The 22,666-nt window shown below is 35.3% G+C and carries 23 protein-coding genes and 2 tRNA genes; 8 read left to right on the top strand and 17 right to left on the bottom strand.

Annotated features, from left to right (window positions below):
- Positions 1 to 44 precede the first annotated feature (44 nt).
- The gene (locus BUE24_RS00295; protein ID WP_073312401.1) at positions 45 to 443 is read right to left on the bottom strand and encodes an acyl-CoA thioesterase; all 399 of its coding nucleotides are present in this window, start codon (positions 441 to 443) and stop codon (positions 45 to 47) included.
- Between the two features lie 89 nt (positions 444 to 532).
- Between BUE24_RS00295 and BUE24_RS00290 the strand changes: the two genes are divergently transcribed.
- Together BUE24_RS00290 and BUE24_RS00285 are read left to right on the top strand one after the other, a co-directional pair.
- Positions 533 to 1,162: an NAD(P)H-dependent oxidoreductase gene (locus BUE24_RS00290; protein WP_073312399.1), complete on the top strand. Its 630-nt coding sequence runs from the start codon at positions 533 to 535 to the stop codon at positions 1,160 to 1,162.
- A gap of 90 nt (positions 1,163 to 1,252) precedes the next feature.
- Complete coding sequence (locus tag BUE24_RS00285) at positions 1,253 to 2,443, top strand: DegT/DnrJ/EryC1/StrS family aminotransferase (protein ID WP_073312398.1); 1,191 nt, start codon at positions 1,253 to 1,255, stop codon at positions 2,441 to 2,443.
- 14 nt (positions 2,444 to 2,457) lie between these two features.
- On the opposite strand, the gene BUE24_RS00280 is transcribed toward BUE24_RS00285, so the two are convergent.
- From BUE24_RS00280 to BUE24_RS00255, 6 genes are all read right to left on the bottom strand, one after another.
- Complete coding sequence (locus BUE24_RS00280) at positions 2,458 to 3,225, bottom strand: MBL fold metallo-hydrolase (protein ID WP_073312396.1); 768 nt, start codon at positions 3,223 to 3,225, stop codon at positions 2,458 to 2,460.
- Positions 3,226 to 3,295: 70 nt separating this feature from the next.
- The gene (locus tag BUE24_RS00275) at positions 3,296 to 4,168 is read right to left on the bottom strand and encodes an AraC family transcriptional regulator (protein ID WP_073312395.1); all 873 of its coding nucleotides are present in this window, start codon (positions 4,166 to 4,168) and stop codon (positions 3,296 to 3,298) included.
- 97 nt (positions 4,169 to 4,265) lie between these two features.
- Positions 4,266 to 5,417 (bottom strand): 3,4-dihydroxy-2-butanone-4-phosphate synthase, encoded by a 1,152-nt coding sequence (gene ribB / locus BUE24_RS00270; RefSeq protein WP_073312393.1) that lies wholly within the window; start codon positions 5,415 to 5,417, stop codon positions 4,266 to 4,268.
- A 44-nt stretch (positions 5,418 to 5,461) separates the two neighbouring features.
- Complete coding sequence (locus BUE24_RS00265) at positions 5,462 to 6,904, bottom strand: LptF/LptG family permease (RefSeq protein WP_073312392.1); 1,443 nt, start codon at positions 6,902 to 6,904, stop codon at positions 5,462 to 5,464.
- A 126-nt stretch (positions 6,905 to 7,030) separates the two neighbouring features.
- Positions 7,031 to 7,699, bottom strand: a complete 669-nt coding sequence (gene lolA1, locus BUE24_RS00260; protein WP_425290155.1) for an outer membrane lipoprotein periplasmic chaperone LolA1 — start codon at positions 7,697 to 7,699, stop codon at positions 7,031 to 7,033.
- 26 nt (positions 7,700 to 7,725) lie between these two features.
- Positions 7,726 to 10,224, bottom strand: a complete 2,499-nt coding sequence (locus BUE24_RS00255) for an FtsK/SpoIIIE family DNA translocase (protein WP_073312388.1) — start codon at positions 10,222 to 10,224, stop codon at positions 7,726 to 7,728.
- 321 nt (positions 10,225 to 10,545) lie between these two features.
- Between BUE24_RS00255 and BUE24_RS00250 the strand changes: the two genes are divergently transcribed.
- Complete coding sequence (locus tag BUE24_RS00250) at positions 10,546 to 11,679, top strand: hypothetical protein (RefSeq protein ID WP_073312387.1); 1,134 nt, start codon at positions 10,546 to 10,548, stop codon at positions 11,677 to 11,679.
- 60 nt (positions 11,680 to 11,739) lie between these two features.
- Here the strand turns inward: BUE24_RS00250 and BUE24_RS00245 are convergent, their stop codons facing one another.
- From BUE24_RS00245 to BUE24_RS00225, 5 genes are all read right to left on the bottom strand, one after another.
- Positions 11,740 to 12,108: a diacylglycerol kinase gene (locus BUE24_RS00245; RefSeq protein ID WP_073312385.1), complete on the bottom strand. Its 369-nt coding sequence runs from the start codon at positions 12,106 to 12,108 to the stop codon at positions 11,740 to 11,742.
- A 5-nt stretch (positions 12,109 to 12,113) separates the two neighbouring features.
- Complete coding sequence (gene tpx / locus BUE24_RS00240; protein WP_073312383.1) at positions 12,114 to 12,614, bottom strand: thiol peroxidase; 501 nt, start codon at positions 12,612 to 12,614, stop codon at positions 12,114 to 12,116.
- Between the two features lie 111 nt (positions 12,615 to 12,725).
- A complete protein-coding gene (locus tag BUE24_RS00235) occupies positions 12,726 to 12,983 on the bottom strand; it encodes a DUF6952 family protein (protein ID WP_073312381.1) in 258 nt (85 codons plus the stop codon).
- The gene (locus tag BUE24_RS00230; protein WP_073314357.1) at positions 12,964 to 13,278 is read right to left on the bottom strand and encodes a thioredoxin family protein; all 315 of its coding nucleotides are present in this window, start codon (positions 13,276 to 13,278) and stop codon (positions 12,964 to 12,966) included. Before BUE24_RS00230 ends, BUE24_RS00235 begins: the two co-directional genes overlap by 20 nt.
- 67 nt (positions 13,279 to 13,345) lie before the next feature.
- Entirely contained in the window at positions 13,346 to 13,984 is a 639-nt protein-coding gene (locus tag BUE24_RS00225; protein ID WP_073312379.1) for a peroxiredoxin, read from the bottom strand.
- Between the two features lie 320 nt (positions 13,985 to 14,304).
- Here BUE24_RS00225 and BUE24_RS00220 point away from each other — a divergent pair, with 320 nt between their 5' ends.
- From BUE24_RS00220 to BUE24_RS00205, 4 genes are all read left to right on the top strand, one after another.
- Positions 14,305 to 16,500 carry a response regulator gene (locus BUE24_RS00220; RefSeq protein WP_084549340.1) on the top strand — a complete coding sequence of 732 codons (2,196 nt, stop codon included), beginning with the start codon at positions 14,305 to 14,307 and terminating at the stop codon, positions 16,498 to 16,500.
- 113 nt (positions 16,501 to 16,613) lie between these two features.
- The gene (locus tag BUE24_RS00215; protein ID WP_073312376.1) at positions 16,614 to 17,783 is read left to right on the top strand and encodes a trans-sulfuration enzyme family protein; all 1,170 of its coding nucleotides are present in this window, start codon (positions 16,614 to 16,616) and stop codon (positions 17,781 to 17,783) included.
- Positions 17,784 to 17,786: 3 nt separating this feature from the next.
- A complete protein-coding gene (gene bshB1 / locus BUE24_RS00210) occupies positions 17,787 to 18,503 on the top strand; it encodes a bacillithiol biosynthesis deacetylase BshB1 (protein WP_073314355.1) in 717 nt (238 codons plus the stop codon).
- A 59-nt stretch (positions 18,504 to 18,562) separates the two neighbouring features.
- A tRNA-His gene (locus tag BUE24_RS00205) sits at positions 18,563 to 18,638 on the top strand.
- A gap of 144 nt (positions 18,639 to 18,782) precedes the next feature.
- Here the strand turns inward: BUE24_RS00205 and BUE24_RS23780 are convergent.
- Both BUE24_RS23780 and BUE24_RS00200 read right to left on the bottom strand, forming a co-directional pair.
- Positions 18,783 to 18,941, bottom strand: a complete 159-nt coding sequence (locus BUE24_RS23780; RefSeq protein WP_170864523.1) for a hypothetical protein — start codon at positions 18,939 to 18,941, stop codon at positions 18,783 to 18,785.
- 374 nt (positions 18,942 to 19,315) lie between these two features.
- A complete protein-coding gene (locus tag BUE24_RS00200; RefSeq protein ID WP_073312374.1) occupies positions 19,316 to 20,377 on the bottom strand; it encodes a M28 family metallopeptidase in 1,062 nt (353 codons plus the stop codon).
- 172 nt (positions 20,378 to 20,549) lie between these two features.
- Here BUE24_RS00200 and BUE24_RS00195 point away from each other — a divergent pair.
- A tRNA-Ser gene (locus BUE24_RS00195) sits at positions 20,550 to 20,634 on the top strand.
- Between the two features lie 36 nt (positions 20,635 to 20,670).
- On the opposite strand, the gene BUE24_RS00190 is transcribed toward BUE24_RS00195, so the two are convergent.
- The 3 genes from BUE24_RS00190 to BUE24_RS00180 all read right to left on the bottom strand — a co-directional run bounded on the left by BUE24_RS00190 (position 20,671) and on the right by BUE24_RS00180 (position 22,590).
- Entirely contained in the window at positions 20,671 to 21,252 is a 582-nt protein-coding gene (locus BUE24_RS00190; protein WP_073312372.1) for a hypothetical protein, read from the bottom strand.
- Positions 21,253 to 21,410: 158 nt separating this feature from the next.
- Positions 21,411 to 21,797: a hypothetical protein gene (locus tag BUE24_RS00185; protein ID WP_073312370.1), complete on the bottom strand. Its 387-nt coding sequence runs from the start codon at positions 21,795 to 21,797 to the stop codon at positions 21,411 to 21,413.
- The gene (locus tag BUE24_RS00180) at positions 21,772 to 22,590 is read right to left on the bottom strand and encodes a retropepsin-like aspartic protease (protein WP_073312368.1); all 819 of its coding nucleotides are present in this window, start codon (positions 22,588 to 22,590) and stop codon (positions 21,772 to 21,774) included. The genes BUE24_RS00185 and BUE24_RS00180 overlap by 26 nt, the downstream gene beginning before the upstream one ends.
- Between the last annotated feature and the right edge of the window lie 76 nt (positions 22,591 to 22,666).

Below are 22,666 nucleotides of genomic sequence, written 5' to 3'. Positions count from 1 at the left end.
GGATAAAAAAATAAAAAAAGGAGATTCAAAAGAATCTCCTTTTTTTATGATTGAGCATCAACAATCGGAATTGGCTTTTTATCATTACCAATGGCGACAAATTTAAAAGATCCCGTAACCGCAAGCTCTCTATTAAAACTATACATGTCCTCTTTGTAAATATCTACCTTTACCGTACAACTGGTTCTTCCAACTAGTTCAACTTTTGCAATTAACTCTATAATGGTACCTCCAGGAATTGGTTTTTCAAAATCAACTTTATCTGAAGAGATCGTAACTACCTTTTTTCGGCTAAAACGAGTCGCACAAATAAAAGATGCCTCATCCATCAATTGCAGTGCAGTACCTCCAAATAAGGTTTCATAGTGATTTGTGGTATTGGGAAAAACGGCTTTAAAGATTCTGGTTTCAGATTTTTCGATCAATTCTTCAATAGTGTTCATATGATGATGATATAGTTTTTTCTTATATAAATTTGTACCAAAGGTAAATCATATCGCAGTATCTTTGCTATGTATTTAAAAAACTTCCAATGGATATAATAGAAAGTTTACGTTGGCGTTATGCTACCAAAAAATTTGATGCTGAAAAAATTCTTCCAAAAGAAAAAATCGATATACTTACCGAGGCCTTTAACTTAACTGCTACATCATATGGGCTTCAACCACTTAAACTCATTGTGATACAGGATAAAGAGTTACAAGAAAAGCTAGTAGCGCATTCCTGGAACCAAAATCAAGTGGTCCAGGCATCACATCTACTTATTTTTTGTATCGAAACGCAAATAGGAGAAACATATATCGATTCATATTTTAAAAATGTAAAAGCCATAAGAAATACTGCCGATGAAATCTTGAAACCTTTTAGGGACCAACTGGTAGATTCTTTTAAAAACAAACCTGAAGAAGAGATTGCAAACTGGGCCGCCAAGCAAGCCTATCTTGCTATGGGTAACTTATTAACCGTATGTGCCTTAGAAAAAATTGATGCCTGCCCTATGGAAGGCTTTATCCCACAAAAATATGATGAAATTTTACGACTTGACGAAAAAGGATTGACCTCTGTTTTGGTACTCCCTGTTGGGTATCGAGCAGAAGATGATATGTTCTCTGACTTTAAGAAAGTACGACGCTCTACCAAAGACACTATAATAAATATTTAGTTAAAAAAATATAAAATAGCAACAAGCATATAAGAACTCTTTTCGGTATTTTTGCCGAAAAGAGTTTTTAATATAATACCACAACTAGCTATGCCAGGATTTGAATTATTTGGTGAAGAAGAAAGGAAAGAAGTACAAGACGTTTTGGATAATGGAGTCTTAATGCGTTATGGTTTTGATCCTATGAGAAACGGTCACCATAAAGCACTCGAACTTGAAAAAGATCTGGCAAAGCGAATGGAAACAAAGTACGCTCAAGTAGTTTCTAGTGGTACTGCGGCACTTACTGTTGCCTTAGCTTGTGCAGAAATTGGTGCAGGAGACGAAGTAATCATGCCTACTTTTACTTTTGTGGCAAGTTTTGAAGCGATACTTTCTGTAGGCGCTGTTCCTGTACTATGCGATATAGATGATACGCTTACTTTGGATCCAAAAGCAGTAGAAGCTGCGATTACTCCAAAAACAAAGGCAGTAATGCCTGTACATATGTGTGGATCTATGGCAGATTTGGCAGCGCTAAAAGCTATTTGTGATAAACATCAGCTTATTTTATTAGAAGACGCATGCCAAGCTATTGGTGGCACTTATGACGGAAAACCTCTGGGAAGCTATGGGGATTTAGGTTGTTTCTCTTTTGACTATGTAAAAACGGTTACCTGCGGTGAAGGTGGCGGTATCATTACCAACTCTGAACTATTTGCTGATAGAGCTCACAAATATCACGATCACGGACATGATCATATTGGTAATGATAGAGGTGCAGAAACACATCCATTTTTGGGATATAACTATCGTATTTCTGAATTAAACGCGGCAGTTGGAATTGCACAATTGAGAAAACTAGATCATACGCTTTCTGTACAAGAAAAGAATTACATGATATTCCGAAATGCATTAACTGAAATCCCTGAAGTTACTTTTAGACGCGTACCAGAAACCGGAGTTGAAAATTATTCCTTTTTAAATATATTTTTACCTAATGAAGATATCGCCAGAAAAGCACATAAAGCATTGGGAGCACATGGTGTAGATGCATGCTTCTACTGGTTTGACAACAACTGGCACTATTACAAAAAATGGGAACACCTTCTAGAACAAAAGTCTTTGGGCAAATTATCCCCCGAAGTGCAATCTGGACTACAAAAGAACAATCGATCTTTTGATGCCAGTGATGCATGGATGGGAAGAACCATTTCTTGCTTGGTGAAACTAGGTTGGTCTGAAGAAGAAACTCAAGAAAGAGCCGCAAACATGGTGGCCGCTATCAAAAGTGTTTTATAACTATATAGTTCGAATTAAAAGATCATACATTCTCCATCATTTGGAATGAATACTTTTTCGGATAATCCAATATTAGCAACTTCTTTTTTTAGTTGTGCTCTGGTTGTTGGGCAATGGTTCACAGACTCCATATGGTTGGCAATTACATGGCCTGGTGCATCCTTGATAAATTGAAGAATGTCTTCCATAGTCATTAGCAACGGTTTGAAAATATCAAATTGAGCAGAACCCGTTGCCAAAACATTAATATCCGGTTCGTATTCGGTAAGCACTTTTTTTACGTTATTAGTATAAATCGTATCCGAACTGATATAGATTGAAGGTTGATTAGGGAACTGCATATAAAATCCCATGACATTACCAGCAGGTTTTGCAATAAAACCATAGCCATGACGAGCAGGAATCCCTTCGATTTTACCGCCTAAAAAGTCTACTCTTTCCCAATAATTAATCTCCTGAGAAATATTCAAGTCTTTTTTCTCCAAAGCAGATACATCTTTTACACTGCAAATAATGGGTATGTTTTTGGAACGAAGGAAATGCTCAGCCTTTTTATCCAAATGATCCGGATGTAAATGAGTAAGCAAACAATGTGTTGTCTTTGAGATAAGTTCTATTGCGGCAGTGGGTAAATCAATTGTAGGATTACGTTGTGGTTTGAAACGGAAAAAGGTAAACGGAGGTCCCGTTTCTCCTTTTTGCCCCAACATTGGATCTACCAAGATTACCTTATCTTCTATTTCTATGACCAGGGTTGCATTTCGAATATGATGAATTTTCATTTTCTATTAGATTTAAAAAAAGTACGTTGCAAAAATCTAAATATGAAATGAATAGAAGAATACCAAACGGCTACGAATAACTACCATTTTGATAAGACAAGCGATACTCTTTTGGAGTTAAGCCTGTTTGATTCTTGAAAAACCTAGACAGGTGGTTCGACTCAGAAAAGTGAAATATGTCTGCTAGTTCTTCTATTGTTGACATCGTAAACAACAATTTCATTTTGATTTCAAAAGCTAATCGGGATTTTAAAAATTCGGTGGTAGTTACATTAAAATGTTTACTGATCGTTTTATTTAAAGTAACCCTACTTACCTTCAATATATCGGTATAATCATCTATACGCTGTTTTTCGTAGATATGTTGTTCTACTAATTTTCGAAACTGATACGCCAGATTATCATTAGAAATAGTAGAAGTAATATTATACTGTTCTGAATACAAGCGATTCAACTGAATTAAAAGATAATACAAAATAGAGCGAATAAGATGAACACTATCGCTTTTGGGATGTTGTAAATCGGTTTTTATTTCCTTAAGTTTTTCTAAATAATCATTCTTAATATTCTCAGAAACATTTAGATACAATGGAAAATCTGTTTGATAAAAATACAGCAAGCGATATGTAAAATATTGATCGGCAAAAAAATCATTTAGGAAGTCTTCTTGAAAAACTAAAATGGTAGCATCAAATTTTTCTTGATCCACGTCCCATTGATATCGTTGATTTTCTGTAATGAATACAATACTATTATCTTCAAGAGTAATCGTTTGATCATTTAGCAGTAATGTACCATTAGCTTCCTTGATAAAAACAATCTGAAAAAAGTCTGTAGTATACACATCATCAGAAAAGACGATGCTACTTTCATATTTGATTCGTAATACATTAAGAAGAAGGTCGACTCCGCATAAACTTTTATTAAACTTTACATGTTTCATATAGCAAATGACTAGTTCTTCCTGTAATCTAAGACCAAACCAAACAGCATTTTAGTTTTATCGGTAGTGCACTCTACCAGTAAAGATTAATTACGTACTAATAATTGACATAATCTACGATTTCGAGTCCATAACCAATCATCCCTACTCTCTTTTGTTGTACCGTATTAGAGACTAATCGAATTTTATGGATGTTCAAATCATGAAGAATCTGTGCCCCTATACCAAAATCTTTGCTATCCATCATGATTTTTGGTGCTTTTACTACATCTTCTCCATTCTGAATTTCTTTTAATCCTTTTAAACGTCCTAAAAGGTTCAAAGATTGACTTTCCTGATTGATAAAAATAATAGCCCCTTTTCCTTCAGCATTAATTCTTTGGAACATAGCATCCAAACGTTTATCTGCATTGTTGGTCAAGGTTCCCAAAATATCATTATTAAATAAGGTAGAATTTACTCTAGTCAATACTGGTTCGTTGTCACTCCAGTTCCCCAAAGTAAGTGCTATGTGGATTTGGTTATTTGTAGTTTGTTTGTAGGCTCTTAATCTATATTTCCCAAAACGAGTCACCAAATCAAAATCTTCCTTTTTCTCGATCAAAGAATCATGCTGCATTCTATAGGCTACCAAATCTTCTATAGAAACCAGTTTTAGGTCGAACTTTTTGGCTACTTCTACCAGCTGTGGTAAACGAGCCATCGAACCATCTTCGTTCATGATCTCTACAATAACTCCTGCTGGTTTTAGACCAGCTAATCGGGCAAAATCTATTGCGGCTTCAGTATGACCTGTACGTCTTAATACTCCCCCCTCTTTTGCCTTGAGAGGAAAAATATGACCAGGCCTAGCCAATTCATGTGGTTTGGTATTTGCCTCGGTAAGCGCCAACACAGTTTTTGCCCTATCGGCAGCAGAAATACCTGTCGTAACTCCATTCCCTTTTAAATCGACAGAAATGGTAAAAGCCGTTTCCATAGGATCTGTATTGTTCCCAACCATCATATTCAATCTCAAATCCTCACAACGGTTCTCGGTAAGTGGCGCACAAATAAGTCCTCTACCATGCGTAGCCATAAAATTGATCATCTCTGGAGTCACCTTTTCTGCAGCAGCCAAAAAATCCCCTTCATTTTCTCTATCCTCATCGTCTACTACAATGATCACCTTTCCCTGTCGAATATCTTCAATCGCTTCCTGAATAGTATTCAACTTGATCTTGCTGGTAGTCTCCTTAATTTCTGACATAGTATTCCGTATAATTTAGATGCAAAGATATTCAAAAAAGAAGACTATTTTTCTTCTTTTGAGAATCGTTTTACAAAGAAATCTTTAACAGGCTGGACAAAGTTATCAAAGTTAAAAATACCTTGATCCGTCGTAGCTCTACGAGTAAGAAAGATGCTGAGTGGAAAAATAATAAAAGTGGAAAGCCAAGAACCTATAAAAGGAGGTATCCCACCTTCTTCTGCACTGTTCTTTGCAAAGATTCCTATAAAATGATAGGTCAAAAATAGCACTACACCGATTACAATCGGCAATCCCATCCCTCCTTTTCTAATAATTGCTCCTAGCGGTGCTCCTACAAAAAACAGAATAATACAAGCAACTCCCAGAGCATATTTATCATGTAGTGACATTTCGTATTTATTCAATGCTCTTTTGAGCGCCGTAGTTGTACTTTGGGTAGAGTTAATTTGTCTGATAACTCCATCTGCATTAGAAAAAGCCAATTTATAAATCTGTACTTTTTGCTTAGTATCAAAGTAATCCTTCAGGTCTAAAGAATCTTTGGTTGCTTTGGGAAGTGTATCTATTTTAATATTCTTGTTTAGTTCCTTTAAGCCATTTCTTTTCTCGATATTGTCTATTACCGATTCAAAATCTTTATTTACCCGATCAGACAAGGTATCGATCTCATGCCTCAGTTCATTTACATTCAACATATTGTATCCTTTTCGATACTGCTGTGCATCCATATCTACATTATCTAAAGAAGACAGATCTATGTTAAGTAAGTATTTTTCAAAATGAGTTTTAGCAAATGGGATCTTTTTTCTTCGTTGTGGGGAACGCTGCTGGATTTCGTCATAATAATTCCCATCCTTAAGTATCAGTGTAATTAAGTCAGAATCTGTACTCCCTCTTAATTCTCCATCTACCGCTTTAATCACTGTAAAATTACCTGGTTTTGCTGCTTTTTTATGAATGATAATATCTCTAAGAAATTGATCATTATCTCCATACTTCTCGGCGACCTTAATATTGATATCTCCCAGATCATTAAATTGATTGGGAGCGATTACCATAGCGGGTTTGACCTTTACAATGTTTTTCCTGAGATTAATGAATCGTTTTTCTGAAGAGGGAATTACAGTGTTCGAAAAGAGAAAAGCTCCTATTCCTACAAAAAAGATAAAAACAGCTAGTGTTCTCATGGCACGCTGTAGGGAGATCCCTGACGATTTCATTGCAGCAAACTCATAATTTTCGGCAAAACTCCCGAAAATCATAATGGAAGTCAATAAAATTGTAAGCGGCAGTACCATAGGAATTAACCTTGGAGTCGCAAACGTCAAAAACTTAATGATTACAGAAAAATCTAAATCTTTTCCTGCCAGTTCAGATATAAACAACCAGATTGTTTGTAATAAAAGAATAAACATAATAATGAAGAACAGTGGAAAAAACGTCTTCAAAAAGGTTGATAAAATATATCTGTCAAGAATTTTCATTCACTTAAATTTCCTAATCAATATTTATATAAGGACACTATAAAATGCCATTTCAAAAACTATTAAAAGACAAAGAACGTGTATTTTTTAATACCCGTTCTTTTGTTTATCATAATTTTATGCAGATCAATCCAAACGATTGATATAATAGCTATCGTACTTAGACTCATCAAAAATGAATAAGGTCTCTGATAGCGGTTGATTCGTTTTAAAACTAGTTACCGTAAAGGTTACATTAGAACCATTGTTTTGTTTCTGAATCATTTTATAAATGTGCTTTGTTTGCTTATCGATTCCTAGCAATACTTCTTTCAGATCGCTTCTCGAATCGATCGGAATCAACTTTACAAATTGAATCTTACGACCTTGCACATTCTGAACAATATCCATTTTATAGGTATACCCTTCTTCGTAAAAAGTCAACATTTTGGATGGAGTGATGCTGTTGTCATCATCTTCATCTTGGGATGAAATATTAATCTCCTCATCTTCTGGCACAATTACGTATAACTTTTTACCATCATACATCTGCTCTGTTCCCATCAAATTCAAAAGATATTTATTTCCTTTTAAAGTAACATCTCCCCTAGTTTCCTGAGATACATTTTCTGCTGGATTGTTGATAGCATATTTAAATCCTATCACAATATTACTATAACTTTTTACCTTTTGGGAAACCTCATCCAATAACCCCTTCGCATCCTGAGCTTGCATTGCAGCGGCTCCCATAAAAAGTACTGCAAATACTACCTTTTTAATCATTCTATTTAATTTCTTTGTTTTTGTGTGTATCATTATAAATTGGGTGTTAAATTCTATGATCACTCATTATCTAATAACTGTTGAAGTGCCACCAAATCTGTAACCAACACTTGTCTTGCTTTACTACCTTCAAAAGGTCCTACAACTCCGGCAGCCTCTAACTGATCGATCAAACGACCCGCACGATTGTACCCTAACTTTAGTTTCCTTTGTAATAAAGACGCCGATCCTTGTTGTGCTGTTACAATAACTTCAGCTGCTTCTTTAAACAGTTTATCTCTATCGCTTTTATCTATATCAAGACTTGTGCCACTTTCTTCTCCCACATATTCTGGAAGCAAATGCGCATCTGGATATGCTTTTTGGCTACCGATATATTCTGTAATGCGTTCTACTTCTGGAGTATCTACAAAAGCACACTGAATACGGATGATATCATTTCCTTGGGTATACAACATATCTCCTCTACCGATTAACTGATCCGCTCCTCCAGTATCCAAAATCGTTCGAGAATCAATTTTTGAGGTTACCCTAAATGCAATTCGCGCAGGGAAATTGGCTTTAATCATACCCGTAATTACATTTACCGAAGGTCTTTGTGTGGCAATGATCAAATGAATCCCGATAGCACGGGCCAATTGTGCTAATCTGGCAATTGGAGTTTCTACTTCCTTACCAGCGGTCATAATCAAATCCGCAAACTCATCGATTACTAAAACAATGTAAGGTAAAAATCGATGTCCGTTTTCTGGATTTAATTTTCTAGTTTTAAACTTAGCATTATATTCTTTGATGTTACGTACCATGGCATGTTTGAGCAGGTCGTATCGAGCATCCATCTCTATACACAATGAATTGAGTGTATTAATTACCTTGGTATTATCGGTAATAATTGCCTCTTCGGCATCAGGTAATTTTGCCAGGTAATGTCTTTCGATTTTATTAAACAAGGTTAATTCCACCTTTTTAGGATCTACCAATACGAATTTAACCTCAGCAGGATGTTTTTTATACAATAGCGAAGTTAGGATCGCATTAAGACCTACCGATTTACCTTGCCCTGTAGCACCAGCCATTAACAAGTGAGGCATTTTGGCCAAATCTGCTACAAAGGTTTCATTCGCGATAGTTTTACCCAGAGATAAAGGCAATTCCATTTCTGCATTCTGAAACTTTGGTGATGCTATAGCAGAACGCATCGAAACAATGGTTGCATTCTTATTAGGCACTTCGATACCAATTGTTCCTTTACCAGGTATAGGAGCGATAATACGAATTCCTAAAGCAGCAAGAGAGAGTGCAATATCATCCTCGAGATTCTTAATTTTTGAAATTCGAATACCAGCTTCGGGAACAATCTCATACAAGGTAACAGTAGGACCTACCGTAGCTTTTATTTGAGCAATTTCAATTTTATAGTTCTTTAGCGTCTCAACGATTCGGTTTTTATTTTCTTCAAGCTCTCCCTGATCAATAGTAATACCGCTGCTATTCGCTGTATAGTCCTTTAATAAATCAATAGTTGGAAATTTGAAATTCCCTAACTCTAAGGTAGGATCAAACTCCCCAAAATCCTTCACCAGCTTATTACTGATATTTTTGACTTGTTCTTCTTCGGTGGTAGTTTCTACCTCCATCGCAATATCTTCTGGGTTATCTTCAGATTTTATGACCAATTTTTCAGGAACATCATTATCTCTATTCTCGGGATTGCCATAAAATTGATTGATGGTAGGATTGAGTGTAATTTCATTGTTATCGGTATCGGTTGCAACAACTTTTACTGGTTCTTCCTTTTTCTTTTCTACCTTTTCTCCATTCTTGGATCGGGCAATAATAGCATCAATTTTTTCTTTAATCCCCGAAGAAGTCTCCGGTTCCTTTTCTTCTGTATCCTTTACTTCATTACGAACAGCCGTAGGTTTTGGTGATGCTTCAAAATCATCTGCGATCACTTTTTGTGTCTTCTTGATAGAGGCAGTTAATTTCTCTGGTGTATATCGCAAACGAATTACAATATATATGATTGCAAAAAACGCTAATATCAATACTGTACCAATAAAACCTACATAATCTTGTAAAAGGTCATTGATCTCATATCCTATTACACCAGCCAAAAGACCACCTTCTTTTTGCACAAAACCAAAAACTACCGATACCCAGATCATAACCAGAACTCCCCAAAACCAGAATCCAGCCAGCTTCTTTTTATTCAAATCGAAGAACAGATAAACACCGGTAAGCGAAGTAAGGACTGGAAGCACTAGTGCTGATATTCCAAAGCCTTGAAAAATGAAAAAATGACTCACTTTTGCTCCAGATTTACTTAACCAGTTTTTTGCAGTAGAACTTCTGTTATAAAATTCTGAAATTTCGCTTTGATCCATTTTCCAATTGAAGAAAAATGAGATGAACGCGAAAAATAATCCTATTCCAAGAAAAAACAAGAAGCTACCCAAAACTACTTTCTGTTGCCTGGATAAAGTGAACCTTTCTTTTAAAGAGGTTTTTGTTTTTTTTGTGGTTTTCCTTTTTGTACTTACTTTTCTTTTAGCCATTATTTTAATGTCTTATCGCAAAAATACGAATATCTATATTGGAACGTAAAAATGCCTTAAAAATTTTCTTTTATCCTTATAACTGCCAAAAGTTAAAACCATAGAATTATAACATTTTCAAGACCGAATTTAATAATTACTTAACGATTTAATTTGTTAATAATCAGTATCTTGAAGAGATTTCAAGAACTACTTGGTTCTTGTATCCATCAACTTACCTTCCAAAAAAGTAACGTTCACCAGGTAACTGTTCTACTATTGCTTTAGAACGGCTATACTGCGTTGTATTCACATTAAATCTAAATGCTTAAAAAAAATGTTATGAAAAATTTACTTTTATCCTTTGCACTATTAATTTCTTCTTTAGGTTGGACTCAAAACACTAATGATGTCATTACTTTAAAAAATGGAAGTGTCATTATCGGTAAGATTACCGAGTTCAACTACAACAGTAACGTGTCCATACAAACTCAGGATGGTTACAATTTTACATTCAGGGCTAATGACCTAAAAAGTGTAAAAAAACTACCCGCGACCAACGAACCAACTAATACTCCAATTCCTAATCAGAATTACGCTAATAGTAATTCTAATCAAGGGATCACCTCTTCTACAAATCAATTTACCAATACACAGCCATCTGTAAATCAAGGCGTCCCTTCTGGAGCTAACACTTGGGATCAGCGGTCTTATACTCCTAATATTCAAAACAATCTACAAAACCAACAGCTTCCCAACCCAAATCAACAATTTGCAGCAAACACAAGTGCCAATGCATATGGCCAAAATTACCCCAATACAAGTACCTATCAACAGCCTCAAACATATCCAAATACACAACCTGCTCAGAATTTTCAAAATCCTCAGCAAACGCAGAACTTTCAAGGGCAAAACCAATACCAATCTGCAAACGTGTTACCTGTCAATCCTTCTCCACAAAACGTTAGCCCCCAATATGGTAATACCGGAAACAATTACGCGAATCCAAATCCATCAAATCGTTATGCACCACCACAAGGGTATACTCAAAATCAATTCGTCCCTACACCAGTTCCTAGTCCTACTCCCACAACTGTTCCTGCTCCTACTCCTGCTCCCAAAGCGGTTCAAAGCTCCGATATTTTCACTAATGTTGATAATTATGGAAGTATTACCAAAACAGCTCCTGTAGACTGCTCCAGAGGATTTGGAAATTATGGTTTTATCAATAAAACAGGAAGAGACATCCTTGTGAGCCTTCAAAAGCAACAAAGTGATGGTGTCTACGGCGATTTTAAAGAAATTTCTATCATCGCAGGTTCCAGAGGGTATTTTAATAATATGAAAGCAGAAAGCTATCCCTTTTTTATTAAACAGAAAAGTCTAGTAGGTAATAACCGAAACGATTATGTCATCTTGGGTAGAGGAAAAATAAAGATAGAAAAATGTAAAACCACATTTATAGAGATTAAATAATCTCCTTTACCAAAATACAAAAGCCGCTTTATCTCATTATAAAGTGGCTTTTGTATTATTTTAAAATATGTAAGGAATATAAATGATCAATCCAATGATTACTGCGGTTACCGCGGCAATAAAAACCGCCCCAGCTGCAACATCTTTTATAAATCCAATTTTATTATGAAAATCTGGATGAATAAAATCCGCTACCGCTTCTATCGTAGTATTTAAGCCTTCGATACTCATTACCAGTCCTATGGCAAAAATTTGCAACATCCACTCGGTAGAAGTGATATTAAAATAGAATCCCAAAAAGGTCATAACTACAGCGATACCCGCTTGTACCTGTATACTTGGTTCTGTTTTGAGTAATAACATTGCTCCGGTAAATGCATAACCACATCCTTTTAGTCTTCCTACGATAAACTTGGTGATCTTACTCATTTTTTTTAGGAGAGCGCATTAATTGCAGCTTCATAATTAGGTTCCTGTGCAATTTCTGGTACTTGTTCTGCATATGCAATTGTTCCGTTTTCGTCTACAACTACAACTGCTCTAGAGTGTAATCCTTGCATAGGTCCATCAACGATTTCAACCCCGTAGTCTTTTCCAAATTGTCCGGTCTTAAAATCGGATTGATTGATTACATTTTCAAGTCCTTCTGCACCACAAAAACGCCCCTGTGCAAATGGTAAATCTCTAGAAACACATAATACTTTTGTGTTGGATAAATCGCTAGCCTCTTTATTAAAAGCTCTAACTGAAGCAGCACATATCCCGGTATCGATAGATGGAAAGATATTTAAAACTACCTTTTGTCCCTGGTAATCTGATAATTTTGAAGTAGACAGGTCTGTATTTACCAATTCAAAATCAGGAGCTTTCTGCCCTACTTCAGGTAATGTACCGATAGTATGTATTTCTGTTCCTTGTAAAGTTATTGTAGCCATAATATAAATGATTGTTTTTTGTGTGTTAAAATTAAAAAGATTATATCGTATTTTGGTAAAGTTTCTATAAAATAAAAAACCTCCCGATTGGAAGGTTTGCTTTTTTCTTTTTCAGGTATCGATAGACCCCAAAACTCGCTGCATAAAATTGTTGAGCGCTTCTTTTTTGGGAGTACCTTGTTTGATCATTTTATCAACCTCTAAGGCACCATACAAATTCGATATTAGTTCCCCTATTACATCAAGTTCTTCATCTTTTAACGAGGGAACCTCTGTCAAGGCTTCCAAAGTTTCTATGGTTTCAACGACAAAATCTTCATCGTTTTCTTCTATAAAACTTGTAAGATGCTTAATTACTGGTAACTTCATTTACTAGGTCTTTTAAGATTTCAAATTTATTTGTTTGGACCTGATTCACAAATGCTCCATTTTTGAAAGTAGCGAATGTAGGTAAGTTATCTACTGTAGCCATCTTTCTGGAGTTTGGATATTTTTCGGCATCTACAACGATAAATGTAGTATCGCTATTTTCTGTAGCCAATTTTTTAAATTTCGGTTTCATTATTCTGCAGTTACCACACCATGAAGCAGAATACTGAACCACTACTGTTTCAGAACCTTCAACAATTTGAGAAAGGTTATCTTCATTTAGTTCCTGAACCATATCTATATGATTTAAAAAACGCACTCTTGGATCATAGTAATACCCATAGAGTGCGTTTGTTACTATTTTAGTTAGCTGCCAAGTATGACGCTACACCTTCTCTATTTGCATTCATTGCTTCTTTTCCTTCTTCCCAGTTTGCAGGACAAACCTCACCATTTTTTTGAACGTGAGCATAAGCATCAATTAATCTTAAAAACTCTGCAACGTTTCTTCCTACTGGCATATGGTTTACTCCTTCATGAAATACTGTCCCCTCTTCATCGATCAGGTAAGTCGCTCTATAAGTTACGTTATCTCCTTCTACAGTTACCACTCCAGTTTCCTCATTATAGGTTTCGTTAGTAATATCAAGGATTCCTAGAGTACTAGCAAGATTACGATTAGAATCTGCAAGAATTGGATATGTTACTCCTTCGATTCCTCCATCTTCTTTAGCGGTATTTAACCATGCAAAGTGCACCTCTGGTGTATCACATGATGCCCCGATTACAATTGTATTTCTCTTTTCGAATTCAGCCATCGCTTCTTGAAAAGCGTGTAATTCTGTTGGACATACAAAAGTAAAATCTTTTGGATACCAGAAAAGCAACACCTTTTTGTTGTTATTTTTTGCTTCTTCCAAAACGTTAAGCTTAAAAGTATCCCCCATATCGTTCATTGCGTCAACGTTTAAACTCGGGAATTTTTTACCTACAAATGTCATATTGTATTTTTTAAATTGATAATTGATTAATTTTTTAAAACAGCGCAAAGATACATCTTGATAACGGACTAGAAATACCCCTTTATTTTAATTTTTTATGTATGAATAGTTTTTTCTAATTATCCATTATCGAGACCACAAAATGTATTAAATTCTTACAAAATGATACATTTCCTTACAAAAATTACGGATAAATAGCACTTTTTTTACGGTGAATTGCACTCTGTTTCATCAATTTTCGTATTTTGGTCCAAGGAAACGAGCCAAGAATAATTAGAAAGTTGAAAAAATATATTCACTATATAACCATCATAGTGCTAATGGGTTTCACTCATCTAGTACAATCCCAAACTTCTATTATTTCGGATAGTATTCAAAGCTATATCGAAAAGGCCAAACAATTACAAGAAGAATACGAGTATACAAAATCCTTGGAGATTGCTACCGTGGCATTACAAACCGCTCTTTATAATAATGATGATAAAAGTCTTGCCAAGATATACAATATCATTGCAAAGAATTATGACATCAATGAAGATGATACGAAAGCAAGATACAATTATAGCAGAGCATTAATACTTTCCAGAAGTTCTAAAAGTAGAGAACTTGAAATTGACTTACTCAATAGCTTGGGTAGAATTAATACCAAACATAATTTGACCCGAGCCCGAGGTGTAGAAAACTATAAGCAATCCTATTCTTTGGCTTTCAAGATTAATGATACTATAAGAATGACCACCCCCTTGCTTAATTTGGGAGATTACTATATTACTAGAAATGATTTTGACAGTGCTTACGAGTATTTAGCTCCTGCCAGAAAACTTATTCATGATCAATCCCCTAATTTGGCAAAAACCAAATTAACCGGATTGCTGGGTAAGTATTATTTGAGCATCAGAAAATATGAAGATGCCGAAGGTTTCATCAATGAGGCTATTAATTATGCCGTACAGGGAACGACCAACAAAAAAAATAGTGACGAGGTTTTATCTACATATCACGAGGAGCTTGCTTCTGCTTACCAAACCAAATCAGAGCTATACAAATCTCAGGAAGACTATTTACAAGCCTATATTTTCCAGAAGAAACAATTTCAGAATATTCTAAAAGGAAAAGAATACAAGAAATTTAAAGAACTAAGACAAGCTATCACAGAATATGAAGTAGATCAGTTAGAAGAAAGAGCTACTAAAGCAGAAAATGAAAAAAAGGAAAGCGAATCAGAAGTGATTAAATGGAGAATTAGTATCATTCTTGGTATTATTTTAATTCTGATCTCATTGGCATTTTTAATAAGTTCTTACAAAAACAATATCCAAAAGAAACGATTGAATCATGTATTGATCGAGAAAAATAAAGAACTGGTTAGTGCCAAGGAAACTGCTGAGCAGGTTTCTACCTTAAAATCTCAGTTTATATCTACGGTAAGTCACGAACTTAGAACTCCATTGTATGGAGTAATTGGATTGACCTCGCTTTTGATGGAAAATCCTGCCGAAAAAAAGAAAAACGAATATCTGGAATCCTTAAAATTCTCTGGAGACTATTTGTTAGCTTTGATCAATGATGTATTGCAGCTGAGTAAAATAGAAACTAACGAGGTTACCCTAGAAAAAGTATCCTTCGAAATCCGATCGCTTATTGAAGGAATTGTAAATTCTTTACATACCAAGCAAAAAAGTAACAACAATGCAGTTCATATCGATATTGATTCCAAAATAAACAGCACCTTATTAGGTGACTCTGTTCGCTTATCTCAAATCCTGATCAACCTAATCGGTAATGCGCTGAAGTTTACCAAAGACGGTAATATCTGGATCTCTGTAAAATGTTTACAACAATACGATGATCGTTATTTGTTACGTTTCTTGGTAAAAGACGATGGAATTGGTATCCCGAAGGGAAAGCAAAAATCGATTTTCGACAATTTTGCTCAAGTCAAGAATGAAAATCAGGAGTATGAAGGTACTGGTTTAGGTCTGGCTATTGTAAAAAAACTGATACAACTACACAAAAGTGAAATCAAAATAAATAGTCAAGAAGGTAAAGGATCTGAATTCTATTTTGATTTGATTTACGAAAAAGCAATCAAAGAGCAGGAAATTTCATTACAAACCGGAGAAACGTTGAGTATTGGTACGACAAACTTTAATGTGCTGATTGTAGATGATAATAAGATTAACCAGATCGTTACTCAAAACATCTTGAAGAAAAAAGGATACACCTGTAATATTGCCAGCAATGGTATGGCGGCAATCGAGATGTTGAAAGAAGAAAAATTCGACTTGGTATTGATGGACATCAACATGCCAGAAATGAATGGTCTTGAGGCAACCAAAGTGATCCGAACCTTCAACACCCATATGCCAATTATTGCGTTAACGGCTGTAGAAGAGGGAGAAATCAGAAATCAAGCCATGTCAGTAGGAATGAATGATGTGATTATCAAACCGTACGATACGCAGCAATTCTTCCAGACCATTATGCGTAACATTTCCAAAGTGAAAATGGCCTAATCTCCAACCACACTTATTTCCTCTTAATATTTCTTTCTAAACTGTTAAATCCTATTTGATTTCTTCTGAATATCTTAATTTAGATGCAAAATCAATTACAGCACTAAACAACTATGAGTTCAAAAGAAATAGGTTTTAATACCATTTGCACCCATTTGGGAGAAATTGAAGACCAACAATTTAAAGGAGCTATTTCTCCGATTTATTTATCCACCTCTTACGCTTTTGAAGATGTTGATGTAAAACGATACCCAAGGTATTTTAATACCCCCAACCAGGAAGCTTTATGCAGAAAAATAGCAGCTTTAGAAAAAGGAGAAGCATCTTTAATTTTTGGTAGCGGTATGGCCGCGATTAGCACTACTTTGTTTGCTTTCTTACAAAAAGGAGATCATATCGTATTACAACGAACCTTGTACGGAGGTACTGCAAACCTGGTGAATGAAGAGTTTGAAAAACACGGCATTGAATTTTCGTATGTGGATACGCAAACAGCAGCTGGTTTTGAAGAAAAGATCCAAGCTAATACCAAAGTGATTTATATTGAAACTCCGTCCAATCCATTGCTAACGATAACCGATATTGAAGCCATTGCTACTATAGCAAAACGCCAAGGTATTGTTAGTATGATTGATAACACCTTTGCTTCACCTGTAAATCAAAATCCCATCGAATTAGGAATTGATATCGTAATTCACTCTGCAACCAAATACTTAGGTGGGCACAGTGATATTTTGGCTGGAGCGGTAATTTCTACTGAAGAACATATGAATCGCATCTTTGAAGTTGCCAAAAACTTTGGAGGAAGCCTAAGTGATTTTACGGTTTGGATGCTCGAGAGAAGTATCAAAACTTTAGGTTTGCGGGTAAAACAACAAAACGAAAACGCAATGAAACTTGCGACCTGGTTAGAGGAGCAAGAAGACATCGCTGCTGTGCATTATCCAGGCTTACCAACACACCCTGATCACCAAATTGCCAAAAAGCAAATGAAAGGATTTGGAGGAATGTTATCCTTTGAATTGCAATCACATTTGGATGCTACACAATTTCAAAAAGCGTTGACATTGATTAAAAGTTCAATGAGTCTTGCTGGGGTAGAAAGTACTATCCTCTCTCCTACGCTTACCTCGCATGCTCTACTTTCTGAAGAAGAAAGAAAGCGTCAAGGAATAAATGACGGTTTATTACGACTAAGTGTAGGTATTGAAGAAGAAAACGACTTAATACAAGACATTGAGCAAGCTCTAAACAAAGTAAAAACTTTAGCACTTCAAGATTAAATGATAAAATTAGATATTCTGGCCATAGGTGCACATCCAGACGACATCGAGTTAAGTTGTTCTGGTACTATAGCCAAAGAAGTTGACCGCGGAAAAAAAGTAGGTATACTAGATCTTACCAAAGGAGAGTTAGGTACCAGAGGAACACCCCAAATAAGAGCCGCAGAAGCGCAAAAAGCATCAGAGGCACTGGGAGTAACCATAAGAGAAAATCTAGGCTTCAGAGATGGTTTTTTTGTCAATGATGAAAAGCATCAACTGGAAATTATTAAAGTGATCCGAAAATACCGCCCAGAGATTGTACTCTGTAATGCTATTGATGATCGTCATATCGACCATGCAAAAGGAAGCAAATTGGCTAGTGATTCTTGTTTTCTATCCGGTTTGCGTATGATCGAAACCCAGGTAGATGGCAAAACACAAGCTCCTTGGAGACCCAAACAGGTATATCATTACATCCAATGGAAAAACATTGAGCCAGACTTTGTGGTGGATGTAAGTGGTTACATAGATCAAAAAATGGATAGTGTACGGGCCTATGCTTCTCAGTTTTATGACGAAAACAGTAAAGAACCTTCTACTCCTATCTCCAGTAAGAACTTTATGGAGAGTATTAAGTACCGAGCTGCCGATTTAGGCAGAATTATTGGGGTAGCCTATGCCGAAGGCTTCACTGTAGAGCGCTCTGTAGCAGTAGATTCCATTTTTGACTTAATTTAATTAAAAAAAATGTTTGCATAAATACAGAAATACTTTATTTTTGCAAACCAAAATTAAATGGTGGTTGTAGCTCAGTTGGTTAGAGCGCCTGATTGTGGTTCAGGAGGTCGTCGGTTCGAGACCGATCTTCCACCCGCCTTTAAAAACCTCGCTTATAGCGGGGTTTTGTCGTTTATATAGCTCTAATGCAACCCTCTATGTTACCCAAAAATTCAGGGGGTGAATACTAAAATTTCACAAAAAATCTATGCAAATAGCTATATATAAAAGGAAAGTAAACTATGACTTGCAATAACGCCCTGGTTCTGGCATTGCGTTTAATACAGCAAAGCCGCTACAATCACCTGCACTGTGATCTTTAGTATCAGGTAATGTTCCACCATTGATAATTATCTGTTCTTTTCGGGATAAAGGTCTAAATTGTGTGAGATTAAGCATACTATTTATTTTGATATGCTTAAAGATACTAAAATCTATTCGTAAATCTTTGAAGAGAAGAGCTCCCCTATGGGCACAAAAAAAGGTGCAGTTAGGGCTACACCAATTATTTATACTGTGCTTACGTTAAGGGTAATTCCCCCAATTTCTGCATTTTGACTATGCAATATTACGGTTTTACCGTAGGTATTCCAAATTTTCCTGAATGATTTCACCAAAAAATTTGTTCTAATTGATTACAGCGTATGTAAAGCTTAGCTTATTATGACAACAAAAGAGGAGTTCAATGTAATTGAACTCCTCTTTTTAGTTTTTAGTCCTTTTAAATCATTGTCTTCAATTATCAAAGGATTTCACTTTTATAAATACTTTACTTATTCCCCTTCTTTTTTATCAGCACCATCTACAATAAGACGTTCTGAGCGATTGGCTACCTCCCAGGCGGTATAGAACACCAACTGTGCACGTTTGGTCAACAAATCATAATTAATTTTATCTGGAGTATCGGTAGGTTGGTGATAATCCTCATGCACCCCATTAAAATAAAAGATAATAGGAATGTTATGCTTTGCAAAATTGTAATGATCACTTCTAAAATAAAAACGATTAGGATCATTCTTGGCATTATAGGTATAATCCAAATCCAATTGTATATACTTTTTGTTTACCTCCTCACTAATATTGTGTAATTCTGTACTCAAACGATCACTACCTATCAAGTACACATAATTGTTCTTATCATCAGTATCATGTGCTTTATCTATTCTACCGATCATATCAATATTCAGATCAGTTACTGTATTTTTTAAAGGAAAAACTGGGTTTTCTGTATAAAACTTAGAGCCATACAACCCCTTTTCTTCTCCTGTTACATGTAAAAATAGAATAGAACGCTTTGGGCCTTTGCCATCTTTTTTGGCTTGCATAAACGCCTGAGCTATTTCAAGTATACTAACAGTACCTGAACCATCATCATCGGCTCCATTGTATATATTTCCATCTAGATCTACACCAACATGGTCATAATGAGCAGATAGCACAACGATCTCTTCAGGTTTTTCTGTCCCTTCTATATAGGCCAATACATTTTCTGAAGCTTTGATATCTCCCCTGAAATAACTTTTAGGAATCTCCTGGAAATAATCATCTCCTCCCAAAGGAGAAGGAATTCCCATTTTTTTATACTGTTCTTTAAGATATTCTGCAGCCTTTTTCTGCCCCGGTTCTCCAGTATCCCGCCCTTCAAAATCGTCTCCTGCAAAAGTGTACAAATAAGTTTTGAGTTCTTGGGCTGTAATGGTCTTTGCGTATTTTGTAGCCGTTTCATTCTTACTTTCGAGTGTACTTTCTGTATTTTGATCTGTGGTAGAAGGTTTTTGTGAAGTCCCACAACAACAAACAATAAGGGACCCTAGTAGAATTAATGTGTTTTTCATGCAATTATTTAATTTAGAGCGTACAAGATACTTAATTCATTGCATATCTTTTCAACAATAGGTTATGGAATGTAAAAACCTCTAAAATTATTTTAAAAATATTCTTTTTAGAATTAAAAAAGGTTTTATATTTGCACCCGCAATCAGGGAATACCTGATAAGACCAAACACTGGAGAAATGGCAGAGTGGTCGAATGCACCGGTCTTGAAAACCGGCGAGGGTCACACCTCCGGGGGTTCGAATCCCTCTTTCTCCGCGAAACACGACGAAAACCCCTGTATTAACAGGGGTTTTATTTTTTCATAGGACTTATCCCATTTAATTTACCCACTGCATAATTATATCCAAACACATCTTTCAGTTCAGATCCTTCAAAAGCATACTTTTTGTATACTTCCAAATGTTTCACTGTTTCATTCAAGCTTTCTAGAGTCCATTCAAATTCCATTATATATTTCTTCTCAATTGACTTGATGTTTTTAGCATCATCCAGGTGATATATAAATCGGTAAGGTACTTCTGAAGTTTTAAAGTCATTCGCTATTTGATTTTCATCACTATAAAAAGTTTCTACAATTGTATTATTAGAATAATTATATCGAATTATCGGTCCTCCATAAAACCCAGATCCTGTGTATGTCGATTGGTGTCTTGAATTATAGAATTTTAATTCCTTAGTCCGCCCATTACCGTCAATTGTTTCCTGTACAAATGCAGTGTTTGATGTGTCAGCTATATTGAATTTTACCAAATTAATAGATGAAGCTGTTATTTCTATTTTATGAAATTTAATCGATTGGTCTTTGGATTGCATAAATCCCGTTGACGTAATTAGAAATAGAATCATAAATACTAAAAATATTGTCCTTTTCATTTTTTATATTTTAATTAGCTATAACGGTCTCGGCTATGAACAGTTGCGTGGGTTGGCACGGACTTTTGCAAGTACACGACAAGCTAAAAATTCCTGCGTAATTTTCAGCATAAACCTGTAATAGCAATTGTTTATAGTCATTGTTGGCAACAGCTTGTTTATAGTAATTTTTCTTTTTTTAGCACTACGCTGCCTTTAGTTCCTTCAGGTGTTTTATACTTTACTAAAATCGTTTCTTTCTCATTGAAAATTTCTTTTAAAAAAATACAAGGATTGTCTTTTATCTCTGAACTCACAGTCAAATAATCAATCTCTAAAATTTCGTAATTGATTTTTAATTGGTTTTTGTCTGCACTTGAGCCCTTAATTATAGTATTAATCTTTAAACTGCTATCCTTAACGATGTATGATAACCCAAAGGAATTAAAAACTTTCTCTTCAACTGATTTTGAATAACCGACGAGATAAATTTTACTATCCTCAAAATCGAGATAGACCTTGTAATCCTTAAAAAAATCATTACCTAATCCTGGGTTTTCCGTCATTTAAGGTTGCCAAAGCTTTATTGACCTTTAAGCTTCCTATTTGTACGTTTTTTAGCATTGATCTATAAAATGTCTTCGGCTTGGCTCCGCCAAAAAGACCTTCGCCGCTTGAACCATAATAGGTTATTGTAGATTCCATATTTAATGGGGCGCTGATAAAAGACTTGTTCAAAAAAATACTTTTGTTATAACCCGTGTCAAATGAGAGATTTTTCACTTTTTTCCCATCTATCTTAAGTACCACTTTGGGTGTAAAACTGTGTTTTGCTGTGTTGTATTTAATTACGTGTGCCTCTTCAGGTATGTTAAACAAAAATTTATCATCAGTAAGTGTGATGATTTGTTTTTTATAATCGATTCCCCAGAAGTAATCTTTCATTACATCATTACCAAAAACACCATCAATATTTAGGCACCCAATTTTATAGGATTTATCCAAAGCGGTAACCACCGCAGGCTTATTTTGAAAATTAATTCCATTAAGGGACATAGCATCAATTTGACAAACCTTTAGTTGGGTAATGTTGTTGTTAGAGTCCGCTATCGATTGTTTCTTTATAACGTTTAAGCCTAATTCTGTAAATAAATGTTCAGATACAACGGAATGTGCGGCCGCGGTATCAAAAAGAAACCTGTAATTGTTTCCTTTTATATTTACTTCTATGACAGGTAGATTTTGAGAGAAATCAAAAGGTATTTCTTTGAGAATTGGACTTGTTAAGTTTGGGTTAAGATGAGCCTGTACAGGACTATTTGAAAGGATAAGTAATGCGAGTAATAATATTTTTTTCATAAAAGGTTGTTTATTTTAATAGACGCACTTCTTTGATGATTGGTTGCTTGGGTTAGAAAATTGTTGCCAAGATAGG

It is taken from the genome of Aquimarina spongiae (assembly GCF_900141785.1).
Lineage (GTDB): Bacteria > Bacteroidota > Bacteroidia > Flavobacteriales > Flavobacteriaceae > Aquimarina > Aquimarina spongiae.
Note: the sequence above shows the minus strand (reverse complement) of the source record. Positions and strands in the feature narration are given on the sequence as shown.